The 25,439-nt window shown below is 59.6% G+C and carries 24 protein-coding genes; 7 read left to right on the forward strand and 17 right to left on the reverse strand.

Going from position 1 to position 25,439, the window contains the following annotated elements; all coding sequences use genetic code 11:
• From NW806_RS08295 to NW806_RS08315, 5 genes are all read right to left on the reverse strand, one after another.
• Positions 1 to 726: a hypothetical protein gene (locus NW806_RS08295; RefSeq protein WP_414410739.1), complete on the reverse strand. Its 726-nt coding sequence runs from the start codon at positions 724 to 726 to the stop codon at positions 1 to 3.
• A 33-nt stretch (positions 727 to 759) separates the two neighbouring features.
• The gene (locus tag NW806_RS08300) at positions 760 to 1,302 is read right to left on the reverse strand and encodes a DUF3110 domain-containing protein (protein WP_414410740.1); all 543 of its coding nucleotides are present in this window, start codon (positions 1,300 to 1,302) and stop codon (positions 760 to 762) included.
• Positions 1,303 to 1,708: 406 nt separating this feature from the next.
• Positions 1,709 to 1,837, reverse strand: coding sequence for a hypothetical protein (locus NW806_RS08305; RefSeq protein ID WP_414410741.1), 129 nt, complete (start codon positions 1,835 to 1,837; stop codon positions 1,709 to 1,711).
• Positions 1,838 to 1,840: 3 nt separating this feature from the next.
• Positions 1,841 to 2,587, reverse strand: coding sequence for a phosphoadenylyl-sulfate reductase (locus NW806_RS08310; protein ID WP_414405598.1), 747 nt, complete (start codon positions 2,585 to 2,587; stop codon positions 1,841 to 1,843).
• 69 nt (positions 2,588 to 2,656) lie between these two features.
• Positions 2,657 to 3,586 carry a metallophosphoesterase family protein gene (locus NW806_RS08315; protein WP_414410742.1) on the reverse strand — a complete coding sequence of 310 codons (930 nt, stop codon included), beginning with the start codon at positions 3,584 to 3,586 and terminating at the stop codon, positions 2,657 to 2,659.
• A gap of 223 nt (positions 3,587 to 3,809) precedes the next feature.
• On the opposite strand from NW806_RS08315, the gene NW806_RS08320 reads away from it, so the two are divergent.
• Complete coding sequence (locus NW806_RS08320) at positions 3,810 to 3,974, forward strand: conjugal transfer protein TrbI (protein WP_414394779.1); 165 nt, start codon at positions 3,810 to 3,812, stop codon at positions 3,972 to 3,974.
• A gap of 72 nt (positions 3,975 to 4,046) precedes the next feature.
• A complete protein-coding gene (recJ, locus tag NW806_RS08325; RefSeq protein WP_414410743.1) occupies positions 4,047 to 6,287 on the forward strand; it encodes a single-stranded-DNA-specific exonuclease RecJ in 2,241 nt (746 codons plus the stop codon).
• 85 nt (positions 6,288 to 6,372) lie between these two features.
• Here recJ and NW806_RS08330 read toward each other — a convergent pair whose 3' ends face one another.
• The 4 genes from NW806_RS08330 to NW806_RS08345 form a co-directional block, all read right to left on the reverse strand.
• Entirely contained in the window at positions 6,373 to 6,636 is a 264-nt protein-coding gene (locus NW806_RS08330) for a helix-turn-helix domain-containing protein (protein WP_414394776.1), read from the reverse strand.
• Positions 6,637 to 6,779: 143 nt separating this feature from the next.
• Positions 6,780 to 8,039 carry a sensor histidine kinase gene (locus NW806_RS08335; RefSeq protein WP_414410744.1) on the reverse strand — a complete coding sequence of 420 codons (1,260 nt, stop codon included), beginning with the start codon at positions 8,037 to 8,039 and terminating at the stop codon, positions 6,780 to 6,782.
• Positions 8,040 to 8,108: 69 nt separating this feature from the next.
• Positions 8,109 to 8,873, reverse strand: coding sequence for an SDR family oxidoreductase (locus NW806_RS08340; protein ID WP_414405601.1), 765 nt, complete (start codon positions 8,871 to 8,873; stop codon positions 8,109 to 8,111).
• 86 nt (positions 8,874 to 8,959) lie between these two features.
• Complete coding sequence (locus NW806_RS08345; RefSeq protein ID WP_414394772.1) at positions 8,960 to 9,067, reverse strand: PetM family cytochrome b6-f complex subunit 7; 108 nt, start codon at positions 9,065 to 9,067, stop codon at positions 8,960 to 8,962.
• A gap of 392 nt (positions 9,068 to 9,459) precedes the next feature.
• On the opposite strand from NW806_RS08345, the gene psbD reads away from it, so the two are divergent.
• The 3 genes from psbD to cobW all read left to right on the forward strand — a co-directional run bounded on the left by psbD (position 9,460) and on the right by cobW (position 13,196).
• Positions 9,460 to 10,518 carry a photosystem II D2 protein (photosystem q(a) protein) gene (gene psbD / locus NW806_RS08350; protein WP_414405602.1) on the forward strand — a complete coding sequence of 353 codons (1,059 nt, stop codon included), beginning with the start codon at positions 9,460 to 9,462 and terminating at the stop codon, positions 10,516 to 10,518.
• Positions 10,519 to 10,653: 135 nt separating this feature from the next.
• Entirely contained in the window at positions 10,654 to 12,033 is a 1,380-nt protein-coding gene (gene psbC / locus NW806_RS08355; RefSeq protein WP_414410745.1) for a photosystem II reaction center protein CP43, read from the forward strand.
• Between the two features lie 128 nt (positions 12,034 to 12,161).
• Positions 12,162 to 13,196, forward strand: coding sequence for a cobalamin biosynthesis protein CobW (cobW, locus tag NW806_RS08360; protein ID WP_414410746.1), 1,035 nt, complete (start codon positions 12,162 to 12,164; stop codon positions 13,194 to 13,196).
• A gap of 24 nt (positions 13,197 to 13,220) precedes the next feature.
• Here cobW and NW806_RS08365 read toward each other — a convergent pair whose 3' ends face one another.
• From NW806_RS08365 to NW806_RS08390, 6 genes are all read right to left on the reverse strand, one after another.
• On the reverse strand, positions 13,221 to 14,177 hold the full coding sequence (locus tag NW806_RS08365; RefSeq protein ID WP_414410747.1) for an NAD-dependent epimerase/dehydratase family protein: 957 nt from the start codon (positions 14,175 to 14,177) through the stop codon (positions 13,221 to 13,223).
• 164 nt (positions 14,178 to 14,341) lie between these two features.
• The gene (gene pxcA / locus NW806_RS08370; RefSeq protein ID WP_414410748.1) at positions 14,342 to 15,703 is read right to left on the reverse strand and encodes a proton extrusion protein PcxA; all 1,362 of its coding nucleotides are present in this window, start codon (positions 15,701 to 15,703) and stop codon (positions 14,342 to 14,344) included.
• Between the two features lie 94 nt (positions 15,704 to 15,797).
• Complete coding sequence (locus NW806_RS08375) at positions 15,798 to 17,246, reverse strand: glycosyltransferase (RefSeq protein ID WP_414410749.1); 1,449 nt, start codon at positions 17,244 to 17,246, stop codon at positions 15,798 to 15,800.
• Between the two features lie 61 nt (positions 17,247 to 17,307).
• Positions 17,308 to 17,424 (reverse strand): photosystem II reaction center X protein, encoded by a 117-nt coding sequence (locus tag NW806_RS08380; protein WP_414361544.1) that lies wholly within the window; start codon positions 17,422 to 17,424, stop codon positions 17,308 to 17,310.
• 100 nt (positions 17,425 to 17,524) lie between these two features.
• A complete protein-coding gene (locus NW806_RS08385; protein WP_414410750.1) occupies positions 17,525 to 17,887 on the reverse strand; it encodes a ferredoxin-thioredoxin reductase catalytic domain-containing protein in 363 nt (120 codons plus the stop codon).
• 156 nt (positions 17,888 to 18,043) lie between these two features.
• Positions 18,044 to 18,448 (reverse strand): universal stress protein, encoded by a 405-nt coding sequence (locus NW806_RS08390; RefSeq protein ID WP_414394759.1) that lies wholly within the window; start codon positions 18,446 to 18,448, stop codon positions 18,044 to 18,046.
• A 182-nt stretch (positions 18,449 to 18,630) separates the two neighbouring features.
• Here NW806_RS08390 and eno point away from each other — a divergent pair, with 182 nt between their 5' ends.
• A complete protein-coding gene (eno, locus tag NW806_RS08395) occupies positions 18,631 to 19,929 on the forward strand; it encodes a phosphopyruvate hydratase (protein WP_414410751.1) in 1,299 nt (432 codons plus the stop codon).
• Here the strand turns inward: eno and NW806_RS08400 are convergent.
• On the reverse strand, positions 19,926 to 21,992 hold the full coding sequence (locus NW806_RS08400; RefSeq protein ID WP_414410752.1) for a prolyl oligopeptidase family serine peptidase: 2,067 nt from the start codon (positions 21,990 to 21,992) through the stop codon (positions 19,926 to 19,928). The genes eno and NW806_RS08400 overlap by 4 nt on opposite strands.
• 86 nt (positions 21,993 to 22,078) lie before the next feature.
• On the opposite strand from NW806_RS08400, the gene treZ reads away from it, so the two are divergent.
• Positions 22,079 to 23,929 carry a malto-oligosyltrehalose trehalohydrolase gene (gene treZ, locus NW806_RS08405; RefSeq protein ID WP_414410753.1) on the forward strand — a complete coding sequence of 617 codons (1,851 nt, stop codon included), beginning with the start codon at positions 22,079 to 22,081 and terminating at the stop codon, positions 23,927 to 23,929.
• Here treZ and NW806_RS08410 read toward each other — a convergent pair.
• The gene (locus NW806_RS08410) at positions 23,896 to 25,431 is read right to left on the reverse strand and encodes an FAD-binding oxidoreductase (protein WP_414410754.1); all 1,536 of its coding nucleotides are present in this window, start codon (positions 25,429 to 25,431) and stop codon (positions 23,896 to 23,898) included. The two genes, treZ and NW806_RS08410, sit on opposite strands and share 34 nt — an antisense overlap.
• Positions 25,432 to 25,439: the final 8 nt, after the last annotated feature.

Genomic DNA, 25,439 nt, shown 5'->3' on the forward strand with positions numbered 1-25,439 from the left:
CTAGCAAGATGCCAGAGCGCCGATCCGAGCTTGCAGACCTGCTTCCAGCGCCGAGAGGTGGCGGGCTATGGTTACGTAGCGGTTAGCCGTCAAGTTTTTGGCGACAAACTGCTCCACCAGTTGCTGATCTCGGGCAACCATTTGGTTGAGGTACTGAGCTACGGAGGTTTGCGGATTCTCGATTAAAGCTCTGCACACCTGCAGAGCCATCACCAGTTGGGCCCGCACCCGCAAAAAGAGCGACTGGATATACTTCTGTTCGGCCTCACTGAGTTGGCGAAAATCTTGCCAATAGTGGCCCCCCTCCAGCGATTGTTGCAGCTCTTGCACCCAGCGGTTGTATTCTTTAACCTTGCAGGCGAGATCGCTGGCGAACTCCATGATCTCGGCAGGGCTATTCAGGAGATGGGCCTCTTGCCAGCGCTGACGAATGCGACGCAGGTTTTGCCGCAACTTCAGGAGAGCCCAGAGCAACCCCAGGAAGACCACTCCCAGCAACAGGACGGCCACTGCATAGAGCAGCCAATAACCGGTATCCCGAACTCCCAGGAGGATCACCAAAGCAATCACCAGCAGGCAGAGGGCCAGCATGACCCAAAACCGCAGTTGTTGCTGTTCAAGACGCAGGTACTCTGCCCTCAGGCCAAAAGCCTCACAGCAGGCCTCCAGATCCGCCTCCATGATCTGGCGAAACTCCTCTGCAGAGATTAGCTCGGCAGTGATCATTAGAAGACCCTCCTGACCGGGGTGACCAGCTCCTCAGGATTTGCCTTGCCAATTGCGCGCCGCTTCCGTACTCTCTGGCAGCGGCTCTAGCACCTCGCTGGCGGGAACCACCATCAACCCATAGCCCCCCTCGCGACAAAAATCGACGATCTCCTGCGTGTCGAAGCGCTCGGCTACGGGCTTGGGCAGCCCCTGCTGAGCCAGCCTCTGGGCATACTTTTTCGCCCCAAAGAGGCTCTCAAAGGCAATGACAATGTCCTGGCCCCCAATTTGGCGGGTGCAGATCCCTTCTTGACCGTTGGCTTGGTACAGCAGCACGATCACTTGGGGGGGCAGCCCTTCCGAGCTCACCCCAAACGGTTCCGTCTCCGCCTGGGATCCGTTGCCCAACAACACATCCCGCGCCTCGTTGAGCCGCGCCAGCCGAGCCTCCAGCAAGGGTCTTTGTCGCTCGTCGTCCAGCTCAAGAAGAGCGGCGCTGAGAGCTTGGTATTCCCGAAACCATTTCCTCCGGATTTCCTGTTCGCTGGCATCTGGCGGTAGATTGAGCACCTGGAGAGCCTCAGTAGTATCCATTGATCTGCTCCGCTAGAGTGTCCTCTATCATCGTCTAGACTAGCCGCTCTGAGGATCTCGGGAGGGGAACTTGGGCGTCGATAAAGCTTAGGGGGCAAATCTCGGCAGCGGAGGGTTTTTGCCGAAGAACAGTGGCCTTGAGGCCACACCACGTTTTTCGAGGAAATCCCTGCTGAGCCCAAAGCACAGACTAGGCTAGCAGAAGCCATGGCACCGCCAGAGAGAGCCTCCGCTATCTGCCGACCCCAAGGGATCCGGGAACTAGCTGGTATTGCAACACCTGGGGTGGCCGAGCAAAGTAGGGCTCAATAAGCCCACGCCACCGAATAAAGTTTTCCGATTGCCGGAAGGTAACCAGATGAGCCTCCAGGGATAGTAGATATTGCTGGGGGTGCTCCAGACAGCGCTACAGTTGGTGCTGCCAGTCGGTTTGTTGCAAATAGACAAAAGCTTGGCCGATGGCGGCTTCAAAAGCAGCTTCCAAGTCTGGAGTGACCTCAAGCTGAGCCACCTCCAGAACAGGAGCAGTGTTCATAGGCTACGTGTGCAGGCCACACTCGGTTTTGGCCATACCCTTCCACCGACCAGAGCGGGGATCCGCGCCTGGCTCCACTGGGGCTGTACAGGGCATACAGCCAATGCTGGGGTAGTTGCGGTCGTGGAGAGGGTTGTAGGGGATCCCGTGCTCGAGGATGTACTTCCACACCTGGCCGCTTGTCCAGTCGGCGAGGGGGTTGAGCTTGAGGCGGTTGCGCTTGCTATCCCACTGCACCTTGCCAATGTTGGCGCGGGTAGGAGCCTGTTCCCGACGCATTCCCGTAATCCAGGTGGTGCAATTGGCCAGAGCGCGGTGCAGGGGCTCCACCTTGCGGAGGTGGCAGCAAAGGTCGGGGTTGGTGCGGTACAGTTCTGGCCCGTATTGCGCCGCCTGCTCTTCCGGTGTCAGCAGAGGCTTAAAGACCTCCAGTTGCAAATGGGGATAGCGAGCCAGCACCTGTTGTTGCAGTTGTAGGGTTTCGGGGAAGTGAAAATCGGTATCCAGGAAAAAGGCGCGCACCTGCGGGCGAATAGCAGTGAGCAAATCAATCAACACCAGGTCTTCTGGGCCAAAGCTGCAGGCAAGTACCAGCCCATCCCCGAACTCAGATACAGCCCAGGCCAGCAAGTCGCTTGCGGAAAGGGGCTCAAAGCGTTCGCTCAGGGCAGCTACCTGGGGCTGATACCGCTTTTGCACCTCCTGGGCTGCCTGTTCCCAGTGGGTAGAGGAAGAAAGGGTTGCACTCATAGGGAGAGACGCCGAGTCCAGCTGCTTTGCCTTCTTAATCTACACTAATTCGGTCGAGCTTTAGGACTTTTATCGAGCTGCAACAGGTAGCAGGGTAGATCGAGCTCCTCTGGCGCGCAGGGGGATCTCTCCCCAGCGATCCCGACGTCTCCCCATCAGGAAACCATGCCAGAGCGGTCTGGGTCCTGGCTCCGGTAGGTGAACCCAGTGGTAGCGCAGGATCCCTCGCCGGGGGTTCAAATCCACCTCGAACAGCCGCAGTGCCGAGACTGGCCCCACCAGGGGAGGGGCTGTCAGGTAGGGGATCCCATCTCGTACATGGACTTTCGGCACATGCAGATGTCCACTCAACACTGCCACCACCCGTCCATGGCCAGCTAAGAGAGCATGGAGGGCGGCAGCTGCCTGCTTCTGGAGCTGGTAGTTGCGGAACACAACCGCGTCCATTTGGGTGGGGGAGATGAAAGGCGGCTGGTGGATTAACAAGATTAGCCATTCTTCTGAAACTACTTGCAGATGTTCGCCCAGCCAATGCAGTTGCGAGGGGCGCAGCACCCCCTGGGGCAGGGGAAAAGAGCCCAGGCTGGCGTCAAGGGCAATGAGGCGAATCCCGGGCAGAGGAGAAAGGCTGTAATCGACATAGCCCGTGGGAGCCGGGAAGAGAGGGAATTGGCTTTGGCACCAGCGGATAAATTGTTCTCGGTCGAAGCGCCCCTTTCTTTGCAGGGTGTCGACATCGTGGTTGCCAAGACTGAGGTAGTAGGGCATCCGCAGCTGGGCAAGAATCTCCCGGAATAGCTCAAAGCTTTCTGGATCCGCCTGATCCACCAAGTCGCCGGTAAACACGACAAAGTCCAGATCCGGCACCTGGTTGAGATGGGCAACGGCTGCTTCCAACTGGCGGCGAGGGGAATCGGACATCCACCACCAGCGGCATGCCGTCTCCGGCATCAGATGAATGTCTGAGACCTGCGCAAAACGAATCCGTTCCGTGGCCATTGCCTAGGTACTTATTCACACCTCACGCCCGCATCATAGTTAATAACCTGCCCAGGAGCTATTGACTTTCCTTAACCTCCTTCAGCAGGAGAGGGAAGGTGGCAATGGGCAGGTTGCCGCCACTTGGACAGCCAGGCGTGAGTTTGATTCTCGTTTCAGCCTCGTTGTCCAACAACCGCTAGGCTATAGAGACGCGGATCTTCGAAAAGAAGGAGAAAAACCCATGTCTAGCACCCTTGTTCGCTGCGCCTGTGAGCACTGCAACTGCAGCTTCGAGAGCAGCCAAGGCTATCGCTACGAAGGCCAGCTCTACTGCAGCCAAGCTTGTGCTACTCACGACCATGACCACCCCTCCCCTTGCTGCATAGCCGCCCACTGCTGTCAATAGCAACTCGACAGGGATCCGAACCTAGACCCTTTTTGATACGCTCCTAAGGAGCTCTATCCCTAGCCAGCTTGCATGGAATACCGCTGGGATCTGCTGCCCACTCCACCACAGTTTGACCTAGAGCTGAGCCGGGAATACGGCAAGTACGCGGCCAAGGTTCTGGCCTTGCGCGGGCTGCACAGCCGGGAACAGGTGCGGGCTTTCGTGGATCCCAGCTCCTATTCCCCCACCCCGCCGGAATCCCTGCCGGATCTGGAGCGGGCAGTGCGGCGGCTACTGGAGGCCAGGGAAAAAGGAGAAGCCCTCTGCATTTGGGGGGACTTTGACTGCGATGGCGTCACCAGCACCAGTCTTTTGCTCTCGGCGTTACAACCCTTGGGCTTCCAAGTCCAGTTCACCCTACCGCTGCGCAGCCGCGAGGGACATGGGCTCAATGCCCAGCGGCTCCAGCAGGTGCTGGCTCAGGGCTGCCAAGTACTTCTAACGGTGGATTGCGGCATCGGCAATGCTGCCGAGATTGCCCTAGCCCAAGCCCAGGGGGTGGACGTGATCGTGATGGATCACCACGCCCTGCCGGATCCCTTGCCCCCTGCCTATGCGGTAGTCAACCCTTTGCGCCTGCCGGAGGAGCACCCCCTGCGCTTCCTGCCAGGGGTGGGGGTGGCCTACAAGCTAGCGGAGGCCCTCTATCAAGCGCTGGGAATTCCTGGCGTCGAGGAGCACCTAGATCTGGTGGCGGTGGGGATCGTGGCCGATGTTGCCGTGTTACAGCGGGAGTGTCGCTACCTGGTACAGCGGGGGTTGCCCGTGCTGGCCAAGACGCAGCGTCCAGGGCTGCGGGCTCTTTTGGATTGGGTGAGCAACTGCTCATCCCCAGGAGCGCTAACAGCTCAGGACATTGCCTTTCGCCTTGCTCCCCAGCTGAACGCCATTGGCCGCTTGGAAGACGCTAGGCTAGCAGTGGAGCTGCTGACCACCTCGGATCCGCAGCGGGCTCAGACGCTGGTGAAGCATTTTGTCGCCCTCAGCGAAGAGTGTCGGCAGCTCACCCAACAGGTGCTACAGGAAGCCAGGCAGCAGGTGGAAAGCCTCGATCTGGCACGAGAGCGAGCCATCGTCTTGGCCAGCAGTGGCTGGAACCCAGGGGTTTTGGGAGTTGCGGCGGCCCGCTTGGCGGAGGAATACCGTTGCCCAACGGTGTTGATTGCCAAAGACGAGAGCACAGGGCTGGGCTATGGGTCAGGCCGCTCGATTCCAGGGGTAAACCTGCTAGAGGCCCTTGAGGCGGTGCGTCCTCTCCTGCGACGAGGAGGGGGACACCCCATGGCCGCGGGGATCCAACTCGATCTGGCTTGCCTGGCCGCTGTGCAGCTGACATTGCGGCGAGAGCTAGCCGCGCGGGTTAGCCCGGATCAGCAAGCTCGCGCCCTGGCGGTGGAGATTCTCCTCGACTGGACTCTGCTGGCCTCTCAGGGCCGGGATGGGGTGGCGGAGCTAGACGAGGTGTATCGGCAGTTGCAGCTTCTGCAGCCCTTTGGGCACGGCAACCCCAACCCCATCGTAGCCCTGATGAACTTCCGCCCCACTAATCTAAAAGCCTCTGGGGATGGCCGCCATCTCAGGTTTGAGCTCAAAGGCAGGGCGGGATCCCGTACCCTCTGGTTTTGGGGAGCTGGCGAAGAGCTGGAACAGTGGCAAAACTGCCCAGCTGTGGACATTGCCCTGCGGTTGGAAGCCGACAGCAAAGAGCCCTGGCGAGGTACAGTGCTGGCGGTGCGTCCCTCTGGCAACTGGCAGGCCCCTGCTGTTTCCGCCCCTCGCCTCCAAATCCAAGACTACCGGCAACGCCCCCTGCCGGATTCTTTGGAGAAAGCCCTCTACTACACTGGGCAACCTCTTCCTCTTAGGCAGCCGTTGCCCCCCTCAGCTAAAACAACTCTTGTACTGGCCTGCTGGCCCTGGTTGCCGGCAGATTTGGCCCAACTACTGCAGCAGGTGCAGCCGCAAACCCTGATCCTGGCTGCTTCTGCCCACTCCTGGGATCGCCTCCCTCAGCAACTTGCCCACCTGCGAGAACTAGGGCAGGCAAAACCCTGGGATCCCGCTGCCCTGGCGGCAGCTACTGGCCTGCCCCAGCAGTGGCTAGAAGCCCTGGAGGGATCGGAACAGATCTCCACTGGGCTGCTCAGCCGGATCCGCGAATCTCAGGCCTTCCACCGCTGGCTGGACGAGGCTAGCCCAGCCCAGATTGCCCAACTGTGTCAACGGCTGCTGCAACCGGATCCCGTGCCTCTGGCTTTTTCCCCCGCCTGAGCTAAGGTACCCTTTGAGAACACCTCAGCAGGGCATGCGCTGCCCTACCCTTGTTCCCTGTCCCTGTGGTGCTCGCCGAGGAGGATTAGGCAATTTTGTCGTTGTTCAAGACGCAGCAGTTGACCTGATCCAGGCACACCTTTCCCCACTGCAGCGCCCACCGCACCAAAGCAACCCGGTTTGATGTTCGCGTCTTGCTCAAAATGTTGCTGATGTGGTTATCGACCGTGCGCTTGCTGATTTCCAAGCGCTTTGCAATGTCCTGATTGGTCATGCCAGCCGCAACCAACTCCAGGACCTGCAATTCCCGTTCCGACAGCAGATCCGCGCAATGGTAGTCTGCGCCCATGCCCAACGCCTGAGGTACGAACTGTAAGGATTACCTAGAGTCATTCTAGGGGATCGCCTCCCCAATGGATAATCCGTGAGTTGAGCTTTTTGGACCCTGTCGACGAAAGGGAAAGGGGCCAGCCGTCTTTTGCTTTACAAGCTTTACAAAGCATCGGGGTGCTGGCGGGGCAATTCCACCAGAACCCACAGCCCACCGGTTTGCGGATGATTGCGCAAGCGGATCGTACCCCCATGGAGTTCCACAATCTGACGCACAATGGCCAAGCCAAGGCCAGTGCCGCCTTTGCTGCGGGCCCGCGCCGCGTCGGTGCGGTAAAAGGGTTGAAAGACCAGCTCAAATTGATCCTCCGGCAGGCCGGGGCCGTGGTCGTACACCTCCAGCCGCACTTGGGATCCCTCCTCGGAGAGGCTCACGTGGATAGGAGAACCAGGCCCGCCATATTTGACGGCATTATCCAAGAGGTTGAGGATGAGGCGATAGAGGCGTTGCTCATCTCCCCAGAGATAGAGGGGGGAGGAGCTGCTTAGGTGCAGTTCCTGGTGGCGGGGCTTGGCTAGCGGTTCTAGACTCTGCCAGGCTTCTCGCACCAAGGCGGCTAGATCTACCCAGCACCATTGGGAGCGGGATCCGGCCCCCAAGTTGAGAGCGCTCAGTTCCAGCAAGTCTTGCACCAGCTGGCTGAGGCGCAGCGTCTCATTTAGCAGTCGTTCCACCCAAACCGCTTGCGCGGCATCGACTCGGCTTTGCAGAGTTTCCGCCAGGAGACGAATCGAGGTGAGGGGAGTCTTCAGCTCGTGGGCCACGTCCGAGGCCCAGCGATCCCGTTGTTGCGCCAGCAGCGTGGCCTCTAGGCGGTCTTCCAAAAAGATGGCCACATGGGCCTGGGGCAGGGGCAGCCCCCAAGCCCGCAGCGGAACCGGTTTGTCCTCGCCACCGGGAGGGTAGAAGACCCATTCGCGGCTCTGGACGGAAGCGCCAGCTTCCTGGCAGCGGGTGGCTTCGATGAGCTGATCCAACTCGTAGGAGCGCACCCACTCCAGCAAAAGCTTGATGCCCGGCTGCCAGTGGCTAATGCGCAGCAGGCGCTGGGCGGCAGGATTGCACTCTAGCACCACGTTGTTCTCGTCCACCCGCAAATATCCCCAGGGCAGACGCTGGCTGAGATACTGCCAGTCCAGGAGATACTGTCTTTGGCTAGCCTGCTCCAGTTCTTGTTGGCGAAGGTGGCGGCTAAGCCGGCTGAGCATCTGTTCAGGCGGCTGCAGCGGCAGGGCCAGGTGCATCAGGGATCCCAACTCTTGCAGTTGGCGGCTGAAGCGGCGTCGACTCTGCCAGCACAAGATCAGCATGCCGACAAGGCCAATGCTTAACCCAATGAGGATCCCGCCTTCCACTCCCATGAGCCCACCCCCTTTGCCGCCATTGTCGCCCAGGGATGGGGGAGTGAACGGATACGGAGTCCTGCCTCCCTAGCGGCGGTGCACCATCGTCGTGGTGGCCTGGTCGGTGGGCACGAGCAAGACTTCGCTTAGGTTGACGTGGGGGGGACGAGTGACGGCAAATAGCACCACCTCGGCCACATCCATCGCCGTCAAGGGGGTGAGGCCCCGATAGACCGCCGCCGCCCGCTCGCAGTCGCCGCGGAAGCGCACCTGGCTAAACTCGGTTTCCACCAAGCCGGGCTGGATCTCGGTAACGCGAATGGGGGTGCCGAGCAGATCCAGCTTCAGCCCCTCGGAGATGGCCCGCACGGCCGCTTTGGAGGCACAGTAGACGGCGCCGCCAGGGTAGGTCTGCCGACCAGCAATCGAGCCAATGTTGACCACGTGGCCCCGGCCCCGCTCCACCATCCCGGGCAAGACGGCGCGGGTAACATACAGCAAGCCCTTAATGTTGGTGTCAATCATCTCCTCCCAATCTTGCACAGCGCCGCTGTGGAGTTTGTCCAAGCCGCGGCTAAGGCCGGCGTTGTTGATCAAAATGTCGATCTCGGCCCAGGCCGGCGGCAAAGACTGTAGCGCCTGCTGCACGGCTGCCCTATCCCGCACATCCAAAGTCAGTAGGTAGGAGGAAGTGCCGTAGGCCTGCTGCAATTCTGTGGCCAGCGCCTGCAGCCGCTCCTGACGGCGGGCTACTAGGATTAGCTTGGCTCCAGAACGGGCAAAAAGCTTGGCACAGGCTGCGCCGATTCCGCTGCTGGCGCCGGTGATGAGCACAATCGCGTTTTCCAGCATAGTCGGCTTGCCCAAAGAGGGGTGCTGGGATCCCTGCCCAACGCCTTGGTTTAACCCCTTCCCTTCTCCGATTGGCTGCCTATCCTCTACTCAGCCCCCCCTTGGGTGATGCGCAGGATCCCATACCCAAGCGCCACGCCCGCCAACGTCAAAACCAGAGAAATTCCCGCAATGGTCAAGATCTCGCTAGCCATGGATTTGCTTTGGATGAAGTGCAGTGTCCTTGTCTTAGGATATCGGATTTTGCTCTTGAACCTTACCAGCAGCGAGGTAGTCTCTCTCGAGCGCAAGAGAGCTGCCAAAGATTGCGCTTTGTAAAGTTCACGGTTACCTCAGACTTGCTAAGAGCGGGTTCCCTGCCTCTATAATGAGAAGCAATTTACAAGTCTTTACTGGCCTGGGCTATGCAAGGCCAAGGACGGTGAAACTTGTCCGCTGGCTCTGAGGTAGCTTGCCACGAGCCCTGTGGCTTCTCGAGAAGTTCCAGGGTTTGAGTTTTTATACCTAGGCCGCGGTCTTGCCTTTAGGAGGCGAAGTTTGTAGCTTCACTAGCGTTCTCATCTTTAACTGAGGAGAAGATCGTCCTATGACCATAGCAGTGGGACGCGTACGCCAGGAGCGAGGATGGTTTGACGTCGTCGACGACTGGCTCAAGCGCGACAGATTTGTCTTCATCGGTTGGTCAGGGCTGCTCATGTTCCCCTGCGCCTACCTGGCCCTGGGCGGCTGGCTGACCGGCACTACCTTCGTAACTTCCTGGTACACCCACGGCCTGGCCAGCTCCTACCTGGAGGGGTGCAACTTTTTGACGGTGGCCGTTTCCACCCCAGCCGATAGCATGGGGCACAGCTTGCTCCTGCTCTGGGGTCCAGAAGCCCAGGGGAACTTCACCCGCTGGTGTCAAATTGGCGGCCTGTGGACCTTTGTGGCCTTCCACGGCGCCCTGGGCTTGGTTGGCTTCATGCTGCGGCAGTTTGAAATTGCCCGTTTGGTGGGGGTGCGGCCCTACAACGCCATTGCCTTCAGCGCGCCAATTGCCGTGTTTGTAAGCGTGTTTTTGATTTACCCCCTGGGACAGAGCAGTTGGTTTTTCGCTCCCAGCTTTGGGGTAGCCGGCATCTTCCGCTTCTTGCTGTTTTTCCAAGGGTTCCACAACTGGACGCTGAACCCCTTCCACATGATGGGAGTAGCTGGCGTTCTGGGTGGAGCGCTGCTGTGTGCTATCCACGGGGCAACGGTGGAGAATACCCTCTACAAGGATGGGGAGGCAGCAAGCACGTTCCGGGCTTTTGAGCCGACGCAGGCGGAAGAGACCTACTCCATGGTGACGGCAAACCGCTACTGGAGCCAGATTTTTGGGATAGCGTTCTCCAACAAGCGGTGGCTGCACTTCTTCATGTTGTTTGTGCCGGTAACCGGATTGTGGATGTCGAGCATTGGGGTAGTGGGGTTGGCGCTGAACCTGCGGGCGTATGAGTTTATCAGTCAGGAGACGCGGGCGGCGGAAGACCCCGAGTTTGAGACGTTCTACACGAAGAACATCCTGCTCAACGAGGGGATCCGGGCCTGGATGGCGCCTCAGGACCAGCCGCATGAGCACTTTGAGTTCCCTGAGGAAGTCCTCCCCCGCGGCAACGCCCTCTAATCTACCCAGTTAGCTGTCATTGAGCGCCTGCCCAAGGGATCCCCTCCTGCGGATCCCAGCGGCTAGGGATCCCAACGGCAGGTGCTTCCACTTAGCCAATCAATCAATTGTCCTGACGATTGGAGGTTGGTCTCTGTGACCTCAACAACAATTGGTTCTGTAGTGGTGCAAGATCGCACCCAGGGCGGGTTTGCCTGGTGGGCTGGAAATGCCCGCTTGATCAATCTCTCCGGTCGGCTTTTGGGTGCCCACGTAGCCCATGCTGGCCTGATGGTCTTCTGGGCGGGAGCGATGCTGCTCTTCGAGGTGGCTCACTTCACGCCCGATCGGCCCATGTACGAACAGGGCCTAATCCTGATGCCCCATTTGGCTACCTTGGGCTGGGGAGTTGGCCCCGGCGGCGAGGTGGTGGACACCTACCCCTACTTTGTGATTGGTGTGCTGCACCTCATTTCCAGTGCCGTGCTGGGGTTTGGGGGTGTTTATCACGCCATTCGCGGCCCGGAAACCCTGGAGCAGTCTTTCCCCTTCTTTGGCTACGACTGGAAAGACAAGAACAAGATGACCACCATCCTGGGAATTCACCTCATCCTCCTGGGGCTGGGGGCTTTCCTGTTGGTGGCCAAGGCTATGTGGTTTGGCGGTGTCTATGACACCTGGGCTCCCGGCGGTGGAGATGTGCGGGTCATTACCAACCCCACCCTCAACCCGGCAGTAATCTTCGGCTATCTGTTTAAGTCTCCTTTTGGAGGCGAGGGCTGGATTGTTAGCGTCGACAACATGGAGGATGTGATTGGAGGCCACATCTACATCGGCATCATTTGCATTGCTGGTGGGATCTGGCACATTCTCACCAAGCCCTTTGGCTGGGCTCGCCGCGCCTTTATCTGGTCGGGAGAGGCCTATCTCTCCTACAGCTTGGCAGCGGTTTCGCTCATGAGCTTCATTGCCACCTGCTACATCTGGTTTAACAATACTGTCTACCCCAGTGAGTTCTACGGACCCACGGGACCGGAAGCCTCTCAGGCGCAAGCCCTCACCTTTATCGTGCGCGACCAGCGCTTGGGGGCAAACATCGGCCAAGCCCAAGGGCCCACAGGTCTGGGTAAATACCTGATGCGCTCTCCCACGGGCGAGATCATCTTTGGGGGCGAGACAATGCGCTTCTGGGATGTGCGGGCGCCCTGGAAGGAGCCGCTGCTGGGGCCCAACGGCTTGGATCTGGACAAGCTGAAAAACGACATTCAGCCCTGGCAAGCTCGCCGGGCGGTGGAGTACATGACCCACGCCCCGTTGGGATCCCTGAACTCGGTGGGAGGTGTGGCTACTGAGATCAACACCGTGAACTTCACCAGCCCACGCACTTGGCTGGCGGCCCACAACTTCATCCTGGGCTTCCTGTTCTTTGTTGGCCACCTGTGGCACGCCGGTCGCGCCCGTGCTGCTGCTGCCGGCTTTGAGAAAGGAATTAGCCGCGAGGACGAGCCTGTCTATCGGATGAAGCCAATCCGATAGAAAGTGCAGGTCTTTCCAACTAGCACCTTTGGCCCCCAGTGGGGGGCCTTTTTTTGGGATCCCCCTGGTCGGGATTGGCGGGGAAGGCGGCGAGGGTAGAGACTGGGAGAGCTGAATCCTTGAAGAAGATGCACAAAGTCCCAGTTACCGTCATCACGGGATTTTTGGGATCCGGCAAGACGACGCTGATCCGTCACCTCCTGCTCAACAGCCGGGGTCGCCGCATCGCTGTTGTGGTAAACGAGTTTGGCGAAGTGGGCATCGATGGCGAGTTGCTGCGAGACTGCCAACTCTGCGAGGGAGAGGTCTCCATTCTGGAGCTGGTCAACGGCTGCCTCTGCTGCACAGTGCAGGAGGAGTTTTTGCCGACCCTGGAGGCGCTGCTGCAACGGCGGGCGGAGCTGGACAACATTGTTATTGAGACATCAGGGTTGGCTTTGCCCAAGCCGCTGGTGCAGGCTTTCCGCTGGCCAACGATTCGCACCGGTGCCACTGTGGAGGCAGTGATTGCAGTGGTAGACGGCCAGGCGCTGGCTGCGGGGCAGCTTGTGGGGGATCTGGCGGCCCTGGAGGCCCAGCGGCAGGCAGACGAGAGCCTAGATCACGAGACGCCCATTGAGGAGCTGTTCGAGGATCAGCTAAGCTGTGCCGATCTGGTGTTGCTCACCAAGGTGGATCAGATTACGCCAGCGGAGCGAGCGCAAGTGGAAAGCTGGCTGCGCCAAAAATTGCGCCCTGAGGTTCAAGTCCTCCCTTGCGAGCGGGGCCAGGTTGCCCCAGAAGTGCTCCTGGGCTTCAACGCAGCCGTGGAAGATCAACTCGAGCGCCGCCCCAGCCACCACGACCACGGGGAGGAGCACGAGCACGAGGCCTTTGAGTCTTTCTGCCTAAGCCTGGAGGAAGGCTATGAGCCGGGATCCCTAGTTGCCCAGTTGCGTCAACTGGCGCAAGAGGAGTGCCTCTACCGGGTGAAGGGCTTTGTAGCCGTGCCCCACAAGCCAATGCGCCTGGTGTTGCAGGGGGTGGGAGGGCGATTTGAAACCTACTACGATCGCCCTTGGCGCCCCCAAGAGCCGCGTTTAACCCGCCTGGTGTTTATCGGTCAGCGGCTTAACCGGGCGCGCATTGCCGCAGAGCTCCAGGCCCTAGCTGCCACCCGCTGATCCCTGGGATCCCTCAAGAGCGGCCTAGAGGTAGGCCTCTAGGAGGGAGGCTACGGTGGGGAAGTGGCAGGGCAAACCCAGGGCTGCTGGCGAAAGGGCGGGATAGACAAAGTGGCGGTGGCGCAGACAATACTCATCCCACTCTGAAAGCCGCACCCCAAACAGAAAAGCCAGGCGGCGGAGGAAGCCGATGGGCAGAGGCAGGCGGAAGTAGATCCGCTTTTTGAGATAGGCGCACACCTGTTCCACGCACTCGTCTAGGGAGAGGGGAGGATTGCCCAACACCCAATCGCCGCCACCGGGCGGATGGGCCACCCAGTAAGCCACCATCTCGGCCACATCGGCAGCGTGGATGAAGTGGAAGCTGGCATCCACCCGCAAAAAGCGGATGAGATCCAGCCAGCGGAGCACATCCTTGAGGCCGGCAGTGATGTGGGAGTAGGGGTGGTAGGGGCTACCGCCAAACAGCAGGGTGGGATAGAGCGTGAGCAGGCGATCCGGCCAGAAGCAGCTTTCCTGCCGCCGCAGTAGCATCTCGTACTTGCTGCGGATGTAGTCGGTTCCGGCCTGGCCAGCAATGGCCAAGGGCTCGAGAGCCTGGTTCAAAAGGCTGGCTGTGGAAAAGTAGATCACCTGCTGACAGCGCTGGGGATCCAGCAGCTGAAAGAGCTCCAAGGTGTGGGTAACATTCACCGCCCAAGCCAGCGAGGGATCCCCCCAAGCCGCTGCCATGTGGATTAACCCATGCATCTGCTGCAGCAAAGCGGCGTGTTCTCTAATGTGCAGGAGATCGCCATGCACCAAGGTAATGGGAGCAGGCAGCCGCTCCAGGGGCAGCCGCAGGCGGCTGGGATTGCGGACAAGGACGTACAGGTGGTAAGCGGGCCGCTCCGGAAACTCGGGATCTCTTTGCTGGGCTAGGCGCTCCAACACATAGTGCCCTAAGCAGCCGCTAGCGCCAGTAAGAAACAGGTTTCGCAAGAGCTCTTCCCAACCAGACTCGGTGAAAAAAAGCTTCTGACTAGTGTACCGCTTTAGAGCCTGCCGGCTGAAGGCAAGCCGCCTGGCTTGGAAAACCCCAGCATTGATCTGGCTGCAAGGAGGTCAGCCAGCTTCCTAAACTCCGGCATGGCAATGGGAGAACTTTAGTCATTCATAGCATGATAGGTAGCTACTGCAGACGGCGATACACGGTTTAAGTAGCGGAAGATCCAGTACTTAAAGAGCGTATCTAGAAAAACTGGAAAAGTGGCAATAAAGCCGTAGATGAAATTGCGGTTTTCGGGCAAACCCAGGTGCTCAGCTAGACTACTTAGCAAGACTTCCCAGCCATGGGGAGAGTGATAGCCAACAAACACATCGGTGAAGAGAATGATGATGAAAGCCTTGGCGCTATCGCTCAGGCCATAGATTAGGCGATCTAGAAAGGACTTAAGAACTTCAATTTCTTCACGACCGACAAAGACTAGCCAGCCAAATACCGCCAGGGATAGCAAGTCGGCAAGGATGTTTTTTGGGCCTTCCAAGTTCTTACGGCTGTATTTTTGCAGCAGCTCCTCTGCTTTCAGGGAAAGTTGATCCTCCAACTCTGAGTCCAGCTCTTCTCGAGGTTGGTGACGTAAAGCCCGCTCAAACTCTATTTTTTCCTTGAAAAGCTCAAATTCCGCAACAGCTCTTTCTTGAAGTTCGTGGCTCAAGGCCACAAGGGTAGGCTCCTGAGGCTGCAGCCGATCCACCAACGGCCCAAACAGAAAGTGCTTCGAGAAAATCTGGACAAGTAGCGGCAAAATGGCCAGCAGCAACAAAAACCGAACTGCCACCAGTGTGCGCGTGCGTTGGCTGCGGTACTCCTGGAGCAACTCTTCTTCTGCCTGTGAACTTAACTCTCGGCGAATCTGCCTAGCTGTGCGCAAAAGGGAGCGAGGCAGGACGGCTGTTTTAGAAGCAACGGGGGCACTGCCATCCTCAAGAGTGGTCTTCTCAGCCTTGATGGGTTGAGCAGCAGGCTCTGCCTGAGTTGACTCGTCTTGCTCTTGGGGCTGGGGCCGCGTGGCGCTGACCTTGAGTGGAGGGGCAGGGCGCTTGTAGCGGGAGATAACCTGATCGATAAACTCTAGCTTCTCGAAAATGGAGGGATCCCTCTCAGCCCCCTTGCCCTTGGTTGTGGAGGGGCTGCTCTTGGCACTGAGATCCTCGGCGTCGTTGACTTCTGCAGCAACGCGAGGGCCACTGCCATCTAGCTCGGGATCGGGCAGGCGGGAAAAGAGACTGCTGGCTCTAAATTCTGCTAGACTAAGGCTAATCTGCCGCAGGTGCTGGCGCAGTTGGATCTGAAAGTAGTGGCTGGTGTTTTGGCCGTGGCTTCCGTTGCTGCCGATGACTCCTCCCTGGAAGTAGCGGTTTTCAATGGCTTTGATGCGAAGGGCAGCTTGATAGGCCCGATCAAGGGAGCGGAGGGGAGTACTTGAGATCCACTGGCCGAGCCTGCTCAGTACGGATTTCCCCATAGGGCGGTTTTTCTCAGGCCTGATTTTTCAATGGCTAGCTATTGTAACAACTCCCAAGAGGCCAGGCAGGGAACTGCCCTGCAGGAGTTAGGGTTTAGGATCCCTTGAAGTGCTTGAGGGCAAAGCCACAGATCTGCAGCAGCCGCAAGCCGTCGCGCAGATGGTGGATATTGGAGCGGCCATAGGTTCTGGGGAAATAGCGCACTGGAATGTCGAGGATCTTGAGGGTGCGCTTGGCCGCCCCTAGCAACAGGTCGAAATCGCCAAAGGGATCAAAATTCCCCCATTCTTGCCGCAGCTTGGCAATTTGCCAGTAGTCCTCCCGCCAGAGGGCCTTGGTGCCGCAGAGGGTATCTTTGACGCGAATGCCAAGGATGTAGGAAAGAAGAGCAGCAAAAAAGCGGTTGGCCCACTGGTTCAGGCGCGGCATCGCCTCCGGTTTCAGCGGATAAATGAGTCGGCAACCGTTGGCAAAATCACAGCGCCCGGAAGCCACCGCCCGGAAGAACTTGGGGAGGTCTTCCGCCTGGACAGTTAGGTCGGCGTCGAGAATGATCACCACGTCGCCCCTGGCTGCGGCAAACCCCTGGCGCACCGCATCCCCTTTGCCCTTGCCCTCTTGCCGGAGAGCCTGGATAGGACGGATCCCTTGGTATTCGGCCTGAACCCGCTGAATCTCGGCCCAAGTGTCGTCGCTGGAATGCCCCTCTACGAAAAGGATCTCGGTGCGGGATCCCATCTCGGGCAGCTGCTCCACGCAGCGGCGAATGTTGCCAGCTTCGTTGCGAGCTGGAATGATCACGGTGCAAGAGGGCTGTTTCTCAGGGGGGGGATCCCAGTTGGGATCCGGTTGGAGGCGGGCAATCGTGTATTCCGTCAGGCAGAGGGCGTTGATCCCTGGCAAGGGAGCAATCACGCGGTTCACCAGAGTTGAAAGCAGGGGAATTCGCCGCGGCAACAACAACCGCTTGCCCTGCTGGATAACCTCATACCCCGCCAGATGGAGCAAATTGGCCACATCGGCTGCCGAGAGCCAGTTGGCTGCTGGCAGGGGCCTGCGCTGCTTCAGAAGGGTTGCCAAGTTCAAAAGCGGCTCCCAAAGGGGGTTGTGATGGGAAAGAATAAGGCGAGTGCGCGGGGTGCAGAAACAGCGCAACTGCTCAAGAACCTGCTGAATATCCCTCAGGTAGCTGAGAGTATTGACGAGCAAAATGGCGTCAAAAGGCTGGGCCAAGATCGGATCCCGCTTGTCCAACCTATGGAGATCTTGCAGGCGAAAGTGGAGGTGGGGAAATTGCTGCTGGGCCTGGTCAATGACCTCGGCATCTTGGTCGATCCCCACTCCAAAACTGGGCCGCAAAGCGTTGAGCAGAGCCCCTGTACCGCAGCCAATCTCCAGAATGCGCAGACCTGGAGGCAGAAAGAAGCGGAGCAGCCGCTCCAGATCCTCGTAGTAGTAGCGGTTCTTCTGCTGCCAGTAGTGAAGAGGGCATCCAGAGGCTGGCAATAGACTTTGGGAAAGCTGATTTTTTGCGAAGTTCAAGGCCTAACCTTTGCCGCCGCTGCTCAAAGGTTTGCCCGCGGTCAAGCCCTTTGCCAAGGCTTTAGCGGCGACGCACCCTGTCTCTATAGCTAACAATCACGATGGCGCCAAAGAGGAGACCCAGCACTACAGCGCCGTACACCAGGCTCCAGAGGAAGCTAGCCAATGAGGGAGTCATAGAAAGGTTTCCTCCTCGGGCAAATAGCCGTTTCCAACTGCCTCTCAATTATACCCAGCCTCGTGACCTTGGTTTGCCTCCGTCTCCTAGCGGGGAGACCCTAGGGGCTAGCTTGGTATTCCAGGTGTACCTCCTCTAGCGTTTGGCTGGTGCCGGCAAGGGGGTTGTCCGGAGTTAAGAAAAGCAGACAGTGGCATTCTTTTCGCTCCCGCATGGGTACGCAGGGACAGTTCCAATAGCCAGCTTTCACCTCCGCCTCTTTGTCTTCGTAGAAGCGGCAAGGACAGAGCGGGGCGCCCAGTTGCTCTTTGTGCAGAGCTAGGCCCTCAATCACCGCTGTCGTAATTGTGGGGTCGGAGCAGAAAAAAGTGCCGGTACGTTTGGCGTAGGTTTCTGCAAAATGGCGCATCACCTCGAAGGTTTTCTGCGAGGCCTTGTTGTAACCACGACTTTGATTTTCCATACCGATTCCCAGGGGTGTAACCAGTAATCCGGGCTACCTCGCTCTTCGTTGTACAGCAGACTCCTGTTCAACACGAACAAAAACGGCCTTGCTGTTACACAAGGCAACATTTTGAGACAACTTCAACACACTCCCCGGAAAGAGAAGGCCTGCTCTTCAGGGTACTACCAGCACTGGGCAAGGGGAGAGGTCGATAACCCGGTGGCTGACGGATTCGTTTTTCCGGCCTTCGGCTAGGCTGATGCCGCGGGATCCCATCACAATTAGGCTAATCTCTAGCTCGTCGGCCACGTCGCAGATGACGAAGGGAACTTTTCCCTCGCGATACTCGCTCTTGACGTTTTGGATCCCAATCTGCTGCAGGCCAGCCTCAGCGTGTTTGAGCAGGTTGTGGATAGTTTGGCGGGCTTGCTCCACCTGCTCTGGGTCTAGCTCTGTACTGTCTAGGACGGAGAGCAGATATACCTGACTCTTGTAACGCTGCGCTATGTCCGCCACCAGCGGCAGGGCATGGCTGGTTTCCCGCGAGTTGTCGATGGGAAAGAGCAGTCTTTCGAACATAGTCGCAGATTCCCCCTCCACCCCACCCGGACTACTCTGCCTATTCTACTTCCGCTTCTCTTGAAACAGGGGCAAGCCGTTAAAGTTTTCCGGAAGCAAAGGGATCTAGGGGCGAAAATCCACTAGTCTATTGGCAATTGGGCTTTGGCCAGAACTGTCTAGCCAATTGCTGAGGTGCAACTGTGGAAACGGCCATCGAGTGGATTACCGCCCATGAGATCCTCGACTCGCGGGGACAACCGACCTTAGAAGCTCTGGTGGGCCTGGCCAATGGAGCAACCGGCTTGGCCCAGGTGCCCAGTGGCGCTTCGACTGGCACTTTTGAGGCTCACGAGCTGCGGGATGGGGATCCCAGGCGCTACAGCGGCAAGGGCGTGTTGAGGGCGGTGGAAAACATTCTTGGCCCCATCCAGTCGGAGCTGCGGGGAGAAGATGCCCTCAACCAGGCCCGCATCGACCAGTTGATGATCGATCTGGATGGCACCCCCAACAAGTCGCAACTGGGAGCCAATGCCATCTTGGCGGTCTCTTTGGCCACGGCTAAGGCGGCTGCCAATGCGGTGGGCCTGCCTTTGTACAGGTACCTGGGCGGACCCTTTGCCAACCTGCTGCCAGTGCCGCTCATGAATGTGCTCAACGGCGGCGCCCACGCCGACAACAACCTCGATATTCAAGAGTTCATGCTCGTGCCCATTGGGGCACCCAGCTTTCGCGAGGCGCTGCGCTATGGGGCGGAGGTGTTTGCGGCGCTAAAGCAAGTGCTGCAACAGAAGGGGCTGTCCACGGGGGTAGGAGATGAGGGGGGATTTGCCCCCAACCTCGACTCCAACGCTGCCGCTTTGGATCTGTTGATAACCGCTATTGAACGAGCGGGCTACAAGCCAGGGGAAGAGGTCGCCTTGGCCCTGGATGTAGCGGCCAATGAACTGCTGGAGGATGGGCAGTACCACTTTGAGGGCAAAGCCCGCAGCGCCGAGCAGATGGTCAATTACTACGAGCAACTGCTAGCCAACTATCCCATCCTTTCCATTGAAGATGGTCTGGCCGAAGAAGATTGGGCTGGCTGGCAGGCCATGACTGCTCAACTGGGATCTCGCGTGCAACTGGTAGGGGACGACCTGTTTGTTACCAACCCAGCTCGGCTGCAGAAAGGCATCGACAGCGGTGTGGCCAACGCCATTTTGATCAAGCTCAACCAGATTGGCACGCTGACAGAAACGGTCTCGACCCTTCAACTGGCCGCTCAGGCGGGCTTTCGCACCATCATCAGCCACCGCTCCGGCGAGACGGAAGACACCACCATTGCCGACCTGGCGGTGGCCACCCGCGCCGGCCAGATCAAAACAGGATCCCTTTGTCGCAGCGAGCGCATTGCCAAGTACAACCAACTGCTGCGCATCGAAGACGAGCTGGGGGAAGTAGCAGTTTATGCCGGTCGGGTGGGCCTGGGCCCTCGGGCCCTGCCGGCGCGAAGTCGCTAGTCGGTCTGGATCCCCAGGACCTCCACCAAAAAGGCCCAGCGGTCGGCGGTCTCTTCGATAAGCTTGGTGGTGGGCTTGCCGGCTCCGTGGCCGGCTTTGGTGTCGATGCGAATGAGGATGGGCTGGGATCCCCCCTGGGCCGCTTGCAGGGCAGCGGCAAACTTAAAGCTGTGGGCCGGCACCACCCGGTCGTCGTGATCCGCAGTGGTAATTAGGGTGGCGGGATAGGCAGTGCCGGGCTTGAGGTTGTGCAGGGGGGAGTAGGCGTAGAGGGCCTTGAACTCCTCTGGGTCCTCCGGGGATCCATACTCCGAGATCCAGGCCCAGCCGATGGTGAACTTGTGAAAGCGCAGCATGTCGAACACCCCCACGGCGGGCAGGGCTGCCGCAAAGAGATCCGGCCTTTGGGTCAGGCAAGCCCCTACCAAGAGGCCGCCGTTGCTGCCACCAGAGATGGCCAACTTGGAGGGGTTGGTGTAGCCATTGGCCACTAGCCACTCAGCCGCGGCGATGAAGTCGTCGAACACCTTTTGCTTGTTGAGCTTGGTGCCCGCCTGGTGCCAGGCTTCCCCGTATTCGCCGCCGCCGCGCAAATTGGGCTGGGCGTAAACCCCTCCCATCTCCAGCCAGGCCACCAGGCCCACCGAAAAGCTGGGAGTCAGGGAGATGCCAAAGCCGCCGTAGCCGTACAGCAGGGTCGGGTGATCCCCTGTCCGAGCCAGGCCACGGCGGTGGACGAGGAACATGGGGATGCGGGTGCCGTCTTTGCTAGGGTAGAACACCTGCTGCACCTCATAGGCTTGGGGATCGAAGTCCACCTGCGGCTGACGGAATAGGGTGCTCCTGCCAGTGGTGAAGTCGTAGCGGTAGATGGTGGGCGGGGTGGTGAAGCTGGTGAAGGTATAGAAGGTTTCGGTGTCATAGCGTTTGCCGCCAAAGCCGCTGGCGGATCCCAGCCCTGGCAAGGGAATTGCCCCCAGGTAGGTGCCGTCTATAGCAAAGGTCTTGATCTGGGTGTGGGCGTCTTTGAGGTAGAAGGCAACAAATTGGTTGTTGATGAGGCTAACCCCTTGCAGGGTTTCCTCGGCTTCAGGGATCACCTCTTGCACCTGCCCTGGGTTGTCAAGATCAATGGCCACCAGTCGCCGCCGGGGGGCGTCGAGGTCGGTGAGCAGCCAAAAGCGGGAGCCGTCGTTGCCGACAAAGCTGTACTCGGCCTCGAACTCGCGGATAAGCTCCACCACTGGCGAGTTGGGATCCCGCAGGTCTTTGTAGAAGAGGAGGTTTTTGGGATCCGTGCCCCGCCAGACGGAGATGATGAGGTAGTTGCCATCTTCGGTAACCCCGCCGGCAAAGCCCCACTCTTTTTGGTCAGGGCGGTGGTAGACTAAGAGATCTTCCGACTGGGGAGTGCCCAGGCGGTGGTAGTAGAGCTTTTGGAAGTAGTTGGCGCTTTCGTATTCCCTGCCGGGGGGCGGCTCGTCGTAGCAGCTGTAGAAAAACCCCTGTCCGTCCGGCGTCCAGCTGGCCCCCGAGAACTTAATCCAGCGCAAGTGATCCGGCAGGTCTTCTCCCGTTTCAATATCCCGCACCTTCCACTCTTGCCAGTCGGAGCCGGAGCGGGAGAGGCCATAGGCCAGATAGCGCCCATCGCGGCTGATGGCAATGCCAGAAAGGGCCACAGTGCCATCTTCGGAAAGGGTGTTGGGATCCAGCAAAACCCGGGCCTCAGCCTCCAGACTCTCTTGGGTGTACAAGACGCTCTGGTTTTGCAGGCCGTCGTTTTTGAAGTAGAAGTAGCGGCCCCCTTCTTTGAAAGGCTGGCTGTATTTTTCGTAGTTCCAGAGCTGGGTTAGGCGCTCCAGGAGCCGCTGCCGCGCCGGGATCCGCTGCAAGTAGTCAAAGGTAAGCTGGTTTTGCGCCTCGATCCAGGCCCGCGTTTGCTCAGAGTCTAGATCCTCCAGCCAGCGATAGGGATCCGGCACTGGCTGGCCATGGTAGATGTCGACAACGGTGGGATCCGGATGGCTAGGAGGGTAGTTGAGCATAGAGACGGAGAGCAAGAGGCCAATTCCACTATGGCAGAAGCCTAAAACCGCCGGGGGGCAAGCCTCGCTATAGTAGAAGCCGAGTTGTGCAGACAGGTTTTGTGCTTCAGCGTTCCCCGGTTGGACGGATTGGCGCCTATCCCTTGGGCGAGGGCCGCTATCGCTTCTCGGTTTGGGCGCCTTTGGTTGAACGAGTCGAGCTAAAGCTGACTAGCCCCGTCCGACGGCTCATCCCTCTGACCCAGGATGAGCAAGGCTACTGGCAGGGGGAGGTGGAGGGGATCCCGCCTGGGCCGGTGGACTACCTCTACCGCCTGCACACCGCAGCGGGGGTGGTGGAGCGGCCAGATCCTGCTTCCCGCTGCCAGCCCTACGGCGTCCATGGCCCCTCGCGGGTGGTGGATCCCCACTTTGACTGGCAGGATCAGGGGTGGAAGGGGATCCCTCTCTCCCAGTGGATCCTCTACGAGCTGCACGTGGGCACTTTTACCCCGGAGGGCACCTTTGCCGCCATCATTCCTCGCCTGCCGCAACTTGTGGAGCTGGGGGTCAACGTACTGGAGCTGATGCCGGTAGCCCAGTTTCCAGGGGAGCGCAACTGGGGCTATGACGGCGTCTATCCCTATGCCGTGCAGACTAGCTATGGGGGAGCAGTGGGCCTGAAAGCGTTGGTGAACGCCTGCCATCAGCAGGGCCTGGCTGTCGTCTTGGATGTGGTCTACAACCACCTGGGTCCGGAGGGGAACTACTTGGGGGATTTCGGCCCCTACTTTGCCGACAAGTACCGTACGCCGTGGGGGAAGGCCATGAACTTCGACGGCCCCTATTCGGACGGGGTGCGGGAGTTTTTCCTGCAAAACGCCGAGTACTGGCTGGAGGAGTTTCACCTAGATGGCCTGCGGCTGGACGCGGTGCATGCCATCTACGACTTCAGCGCCTACCCTTTTTTGCAGGAATTGGCGGAGCGGGTGGATGCCCTAGAAGCGCGCACGGGCTGGCCCAGGGTGCTTGTAGCTGAAAGCGACCTCAACGACGTCCGCCTCATCACCCCCCGCAAGCAAGGGGGCTACGGGCTAGACGCCCAGTGGTGCGACGACTTTCATCACTCGGTTCACACCCTGCTTACTGGGGAGAAGACAGGCTACTACCAAGACTTCGGCCAATTGGAGCACCTGGCCAAGGCCTACCGGGAGAGCTACGTCTACTCCGGCCAGTACTCCCGCTACCGTGCCAGGCGCCACGGCAATTCCGCCGTCAGCAGGCCGGGATCCCAGTTTGTCATCTGCATTCAAAACCACGACCAGGTGGGCAACCGCATGTTGGGGGAGCGCCTCAGCCAGCTCACCTCCTTTGCGGGCCTGAAGTTGGCCGCCGCTGCCCTGCTGCTAGCTCCTATGTTGCCGCTGCTGTTTATGGGGGAAGAGTATGGGGAGGTGGCCCCCTTTCTCTACTTCATCAGCCACGGGGATCCCAACCTGGTGAAAGCAGTGCGCCAGGGACGCTGCCGCGAGTTCAGCGCCTTTGCCTGGCGGGGCGAGCCCCCGGATCCCCAGGCAGAGGAGACCTTCTTGCGCTCCAAGCTGAACTGGGAGTTGAAGGAGGCCGGTCACCACCAGGTTCTCTGGAAGTGGTACCAGACCCTGATCCGGCTGCGCAAAACCCAACCGGCCCTCCAGCACCTAGAGCGGGAGGGGGTGGAAGTGGAGCTGTTTTCCGGCTCTGGCCTGGCCCTGCACCGCCGCCAGGGATCCCAGTCTTTGCTTGCCCTTTTCAATTTCAGCCCCGATCAGCCGGCCACCTACACCGATTGGCAGGGCGGCAGTTGGGAGAAGCTTTTGGACAGCCACGAGACGCAGTGGCTGGGCCCTGGATCCTCCCTGCCGGCAAAAAGCCAAGGGGATCCCGTTGAAGTGCCACCCTATGGGGTGGTGGTGTACGGCCAGAACAGGTAATCCCGACCGCAGCCGTAGCGCCAGGCCTCTCGCCGCCGTTTCCAGAAGTAGTCTTGTGGGTCCACTTCCAGGCGGTCGGCTAGACTTTGCAAGAGCTCGTAGAGGCCAAGGGCGGCAAAGTGCCCCACCCAGTCCAGCAGCTCCGGCAGCCCCAGCCGAGGCAGGAGCGCGGCCACCAGTGCCGGATCTCGCCTCATCACCCCCCACAGGGCCTGGGCCAAGCCGCCAAGCTGCACCACATCCTGCAAAAAGGGCTGCACCACCTGGGGTCCGGCGGCAACCATGGCTTCAAATACCCTGCTCAACAGGCGGTTAATGCTATGGGGATCCCAGTTTTCCTCTCCCAAAGGAGGGATCATTGCCTTCTGAAACAGCCAGGTTACCGCCAAATTGGGCTGGTAGGGCTGCAGCAGGGCCAGGGCCGCCCGATCCAACTGCCGCTGGGCTAGAGCCTCGTGGATTCCCTGTTGCAGACGATCCAGATGGCGCAACATTGCCCCAAAGCCGCCAAAGCTCAAAGGCGACTGGCTGCCGCTACTGTCTCCTACTGCCAGAAGGCGATCCCAGGGCAGTTGCAGCGGGCTGCGCCGGTAGGCGGGGAAAACGCCACACAGCTTGCGCACCCAGCGGATTTGCTCCAGCTCAACCCCCTGGTAGGCAGGGAGCAGCCGGCAGTAGTCTTGCCAGAGCCTCTCTAGACTCGGTCGGCGGGGATCCCGGTCGCAGTAGGTAAACAGATAGGTGGTGCGCCCATCGCGGGCGGGGAAGGCCTCCCAGAAGGGCTGGTAGCCGTTCTGGGCTGGGGTAAAGCTGTAGAACAGATCCCCCGTGGGTTGCTCCGGCAGACCCTGGGCACAGGATCCCACCACCAGACAGACGCTGTCCGGCGGCTGCCCTTGGCGAGCCTGGGCCACGATGGGGGAGCGGTGCCCCATGGCATCCACCAAGAGCTGGGCGCTGAGCTGGCCGGTGATAGTCTCGATGCGGATCCCGTCGGGGTGGATTGTGGCGCCAAGAAAGCCAGTTTGCTCCTGCAACTGCCCTCCCCAGTCTAGGAAGTGCTGCTTGAGGAACTCCAGCAAGCTGACTGGATCCACGCCTACATTGAGCACCCCTTCCACCCACCAGGTGGGGCCCTCCCCAAAGCCAATGCGCCCTCGGGGGTAGTGGGTCACCTGCACCGCCTCCCATTCGGTTGGGGTGAGCAGCTCCAGCTCCAACAGCACTTGTAGCTCCCGCCGGGAGGTGTTCCACTCCTGCTCCCGCCCCCGCAGGATGCCGCGCTCGATTAGGATCACCCGCCAGCCCCGCTTGGCCAAGGCCGATCCCAAGAGAAGCCCCAGGGTGCCGCCGGCAATCACCACATCGGCATCCGGGCTGCCCAGGCTCTCAGAACAGCAGTGAACCACCGCCGGAGGCAGCACCGTTGGTTTCTGCCGCAGGGATCCCCACCAGGCCTCCAAGGCAGGCAGAGTTTCAGGTGGGGAGACGAGTTCAGCCATGGCGGGAA

The organism is Synechococcus sp. W65.1, assembly GCF_047461615.1.
Lineage (GTDB): Bacteria > Cyanobacteriota > Cyanobacteriia > Thermostichales > Thermostichaceae > Thermostichus.

Coding starts and splice junctions, on each gene's coding strand:
- recJ (WP_414410743.1), top strand. CDS start 4,047: ATGGAATACCGCTGGGATCTGCTGCCCACTCCACCACAGTTTGACCTA.
- NW806_RS08310 (WP_414405598.1), bottom strand. CDS start 2,587: ATGAGTGCAACCCTTTCTTCCTCTACCCACTGGGAACAGGCAGCCCAG.
- NW806_RS08320 (WP_414394779.1), top strand. CDS start 3,810: ATGTCTAGCACCCTTGTTCGCTGCGCCTGTGAGCACTGCAACTGCAGC.
- NW806_RS08305 (WP_414410741.1), bottom strand. CDS start 1,837: ATGAACACTGCTCCTGTTCTGGAGGTGGCTCAGCTTGAGGTCACTCCA.
- NW806_RS08295 (WP_414410739.1), bottom strand. CDS start 726: ATGATCACTGCCGAGCTAATCTCTGCAGAGGAGTTTCGCCAGATCATG.
- NW806_RS08335 (WP_414410744.1), bottom strand. CDS start 8,039: ATGGGAGTGGAAGGCGGGATCCTCATTGGGTTAAGCATTGGCCTTGTC.
- pxcA (WP_414410748.1), bottom strand. CDS start 15,703: ATGGGGAAATCCGTACTGAGCAGGCTCGGCCAGTGGATCTCAAGTACT.
- cobW (WP_414410746.1), top strand. CDS start 12,162: ATGCACAAAGTCCCAGTTACCGTCATCACGGGATTTTTGGGATCCGGC.
- NW806_RS08380 (WP_414361544.1), bottom strand. CDS start 17,424: ATGACTCCCTCATTGGCTAGCTTCCTCTGGAGCCTGGTGTACGGCGCT.
- NW806_RS08390 (WP_414394759.1), bottom strand. CDS start 18,448: ATGTTCGAAAGACTGCTCTTTCCCATCGACAACTCGCGGGAAACCAGC.
- psbD (WP_414405602.1), top strand. CDS start 9,460: ATGACCATAGCAGTGGGACGCGTACGCCAGGAGCGAGGATGGTTTGAC.
- NW806_RS08345 (WP_414394772.1), bottom strand. CDS start 9,067: ATGGCTAGCGAGATCTTGACCATTGCGGGAATTTCTCTGGTTTTGACG.
- NW806_RS08410 (WP_414410754.1), bottom strand. CDS start 25,431: ATGGCTGAACTCGTCTCCCCACCTGAAACTCTGCCTGCCTTGGAGGCC.
- NW806_RS08300 (WP_414410740.1), bottom strand. CDS start 1,302: ATGGATACTACTGAGGCTCTCCAGGTGCTCAATCTACCGCCAGATGCC.
- NW806_RS08340 (WP_414405601.1), bottom strand. CDS start 8,873: ATGCTGGAAAACGCGATTGTGCTCATCACCGGCGCCAGCAGCGGAATC.
- NW806_RS08330 (WP_414394776.1), bottom strand. CDS start 6,636: ATGGGCGCAGACTACCATTGCGCGGATCTGCTGTCGGAACGGGAATTG.
- NW806_RS08315 (WP_414410742.1), bottom strand. CDS start 3,586: ATGGCCACGGAACGGATTCGTTTTGCGCAGGTCTCAGACATTCATCTG.
- NW806_RS08385 (WP_414410750.1), bottom strand. CDS start 17,887: ATGGAAAATCAAAGTCGTGGTTACAACAAGGCCTCGCAGAAAACCTTC.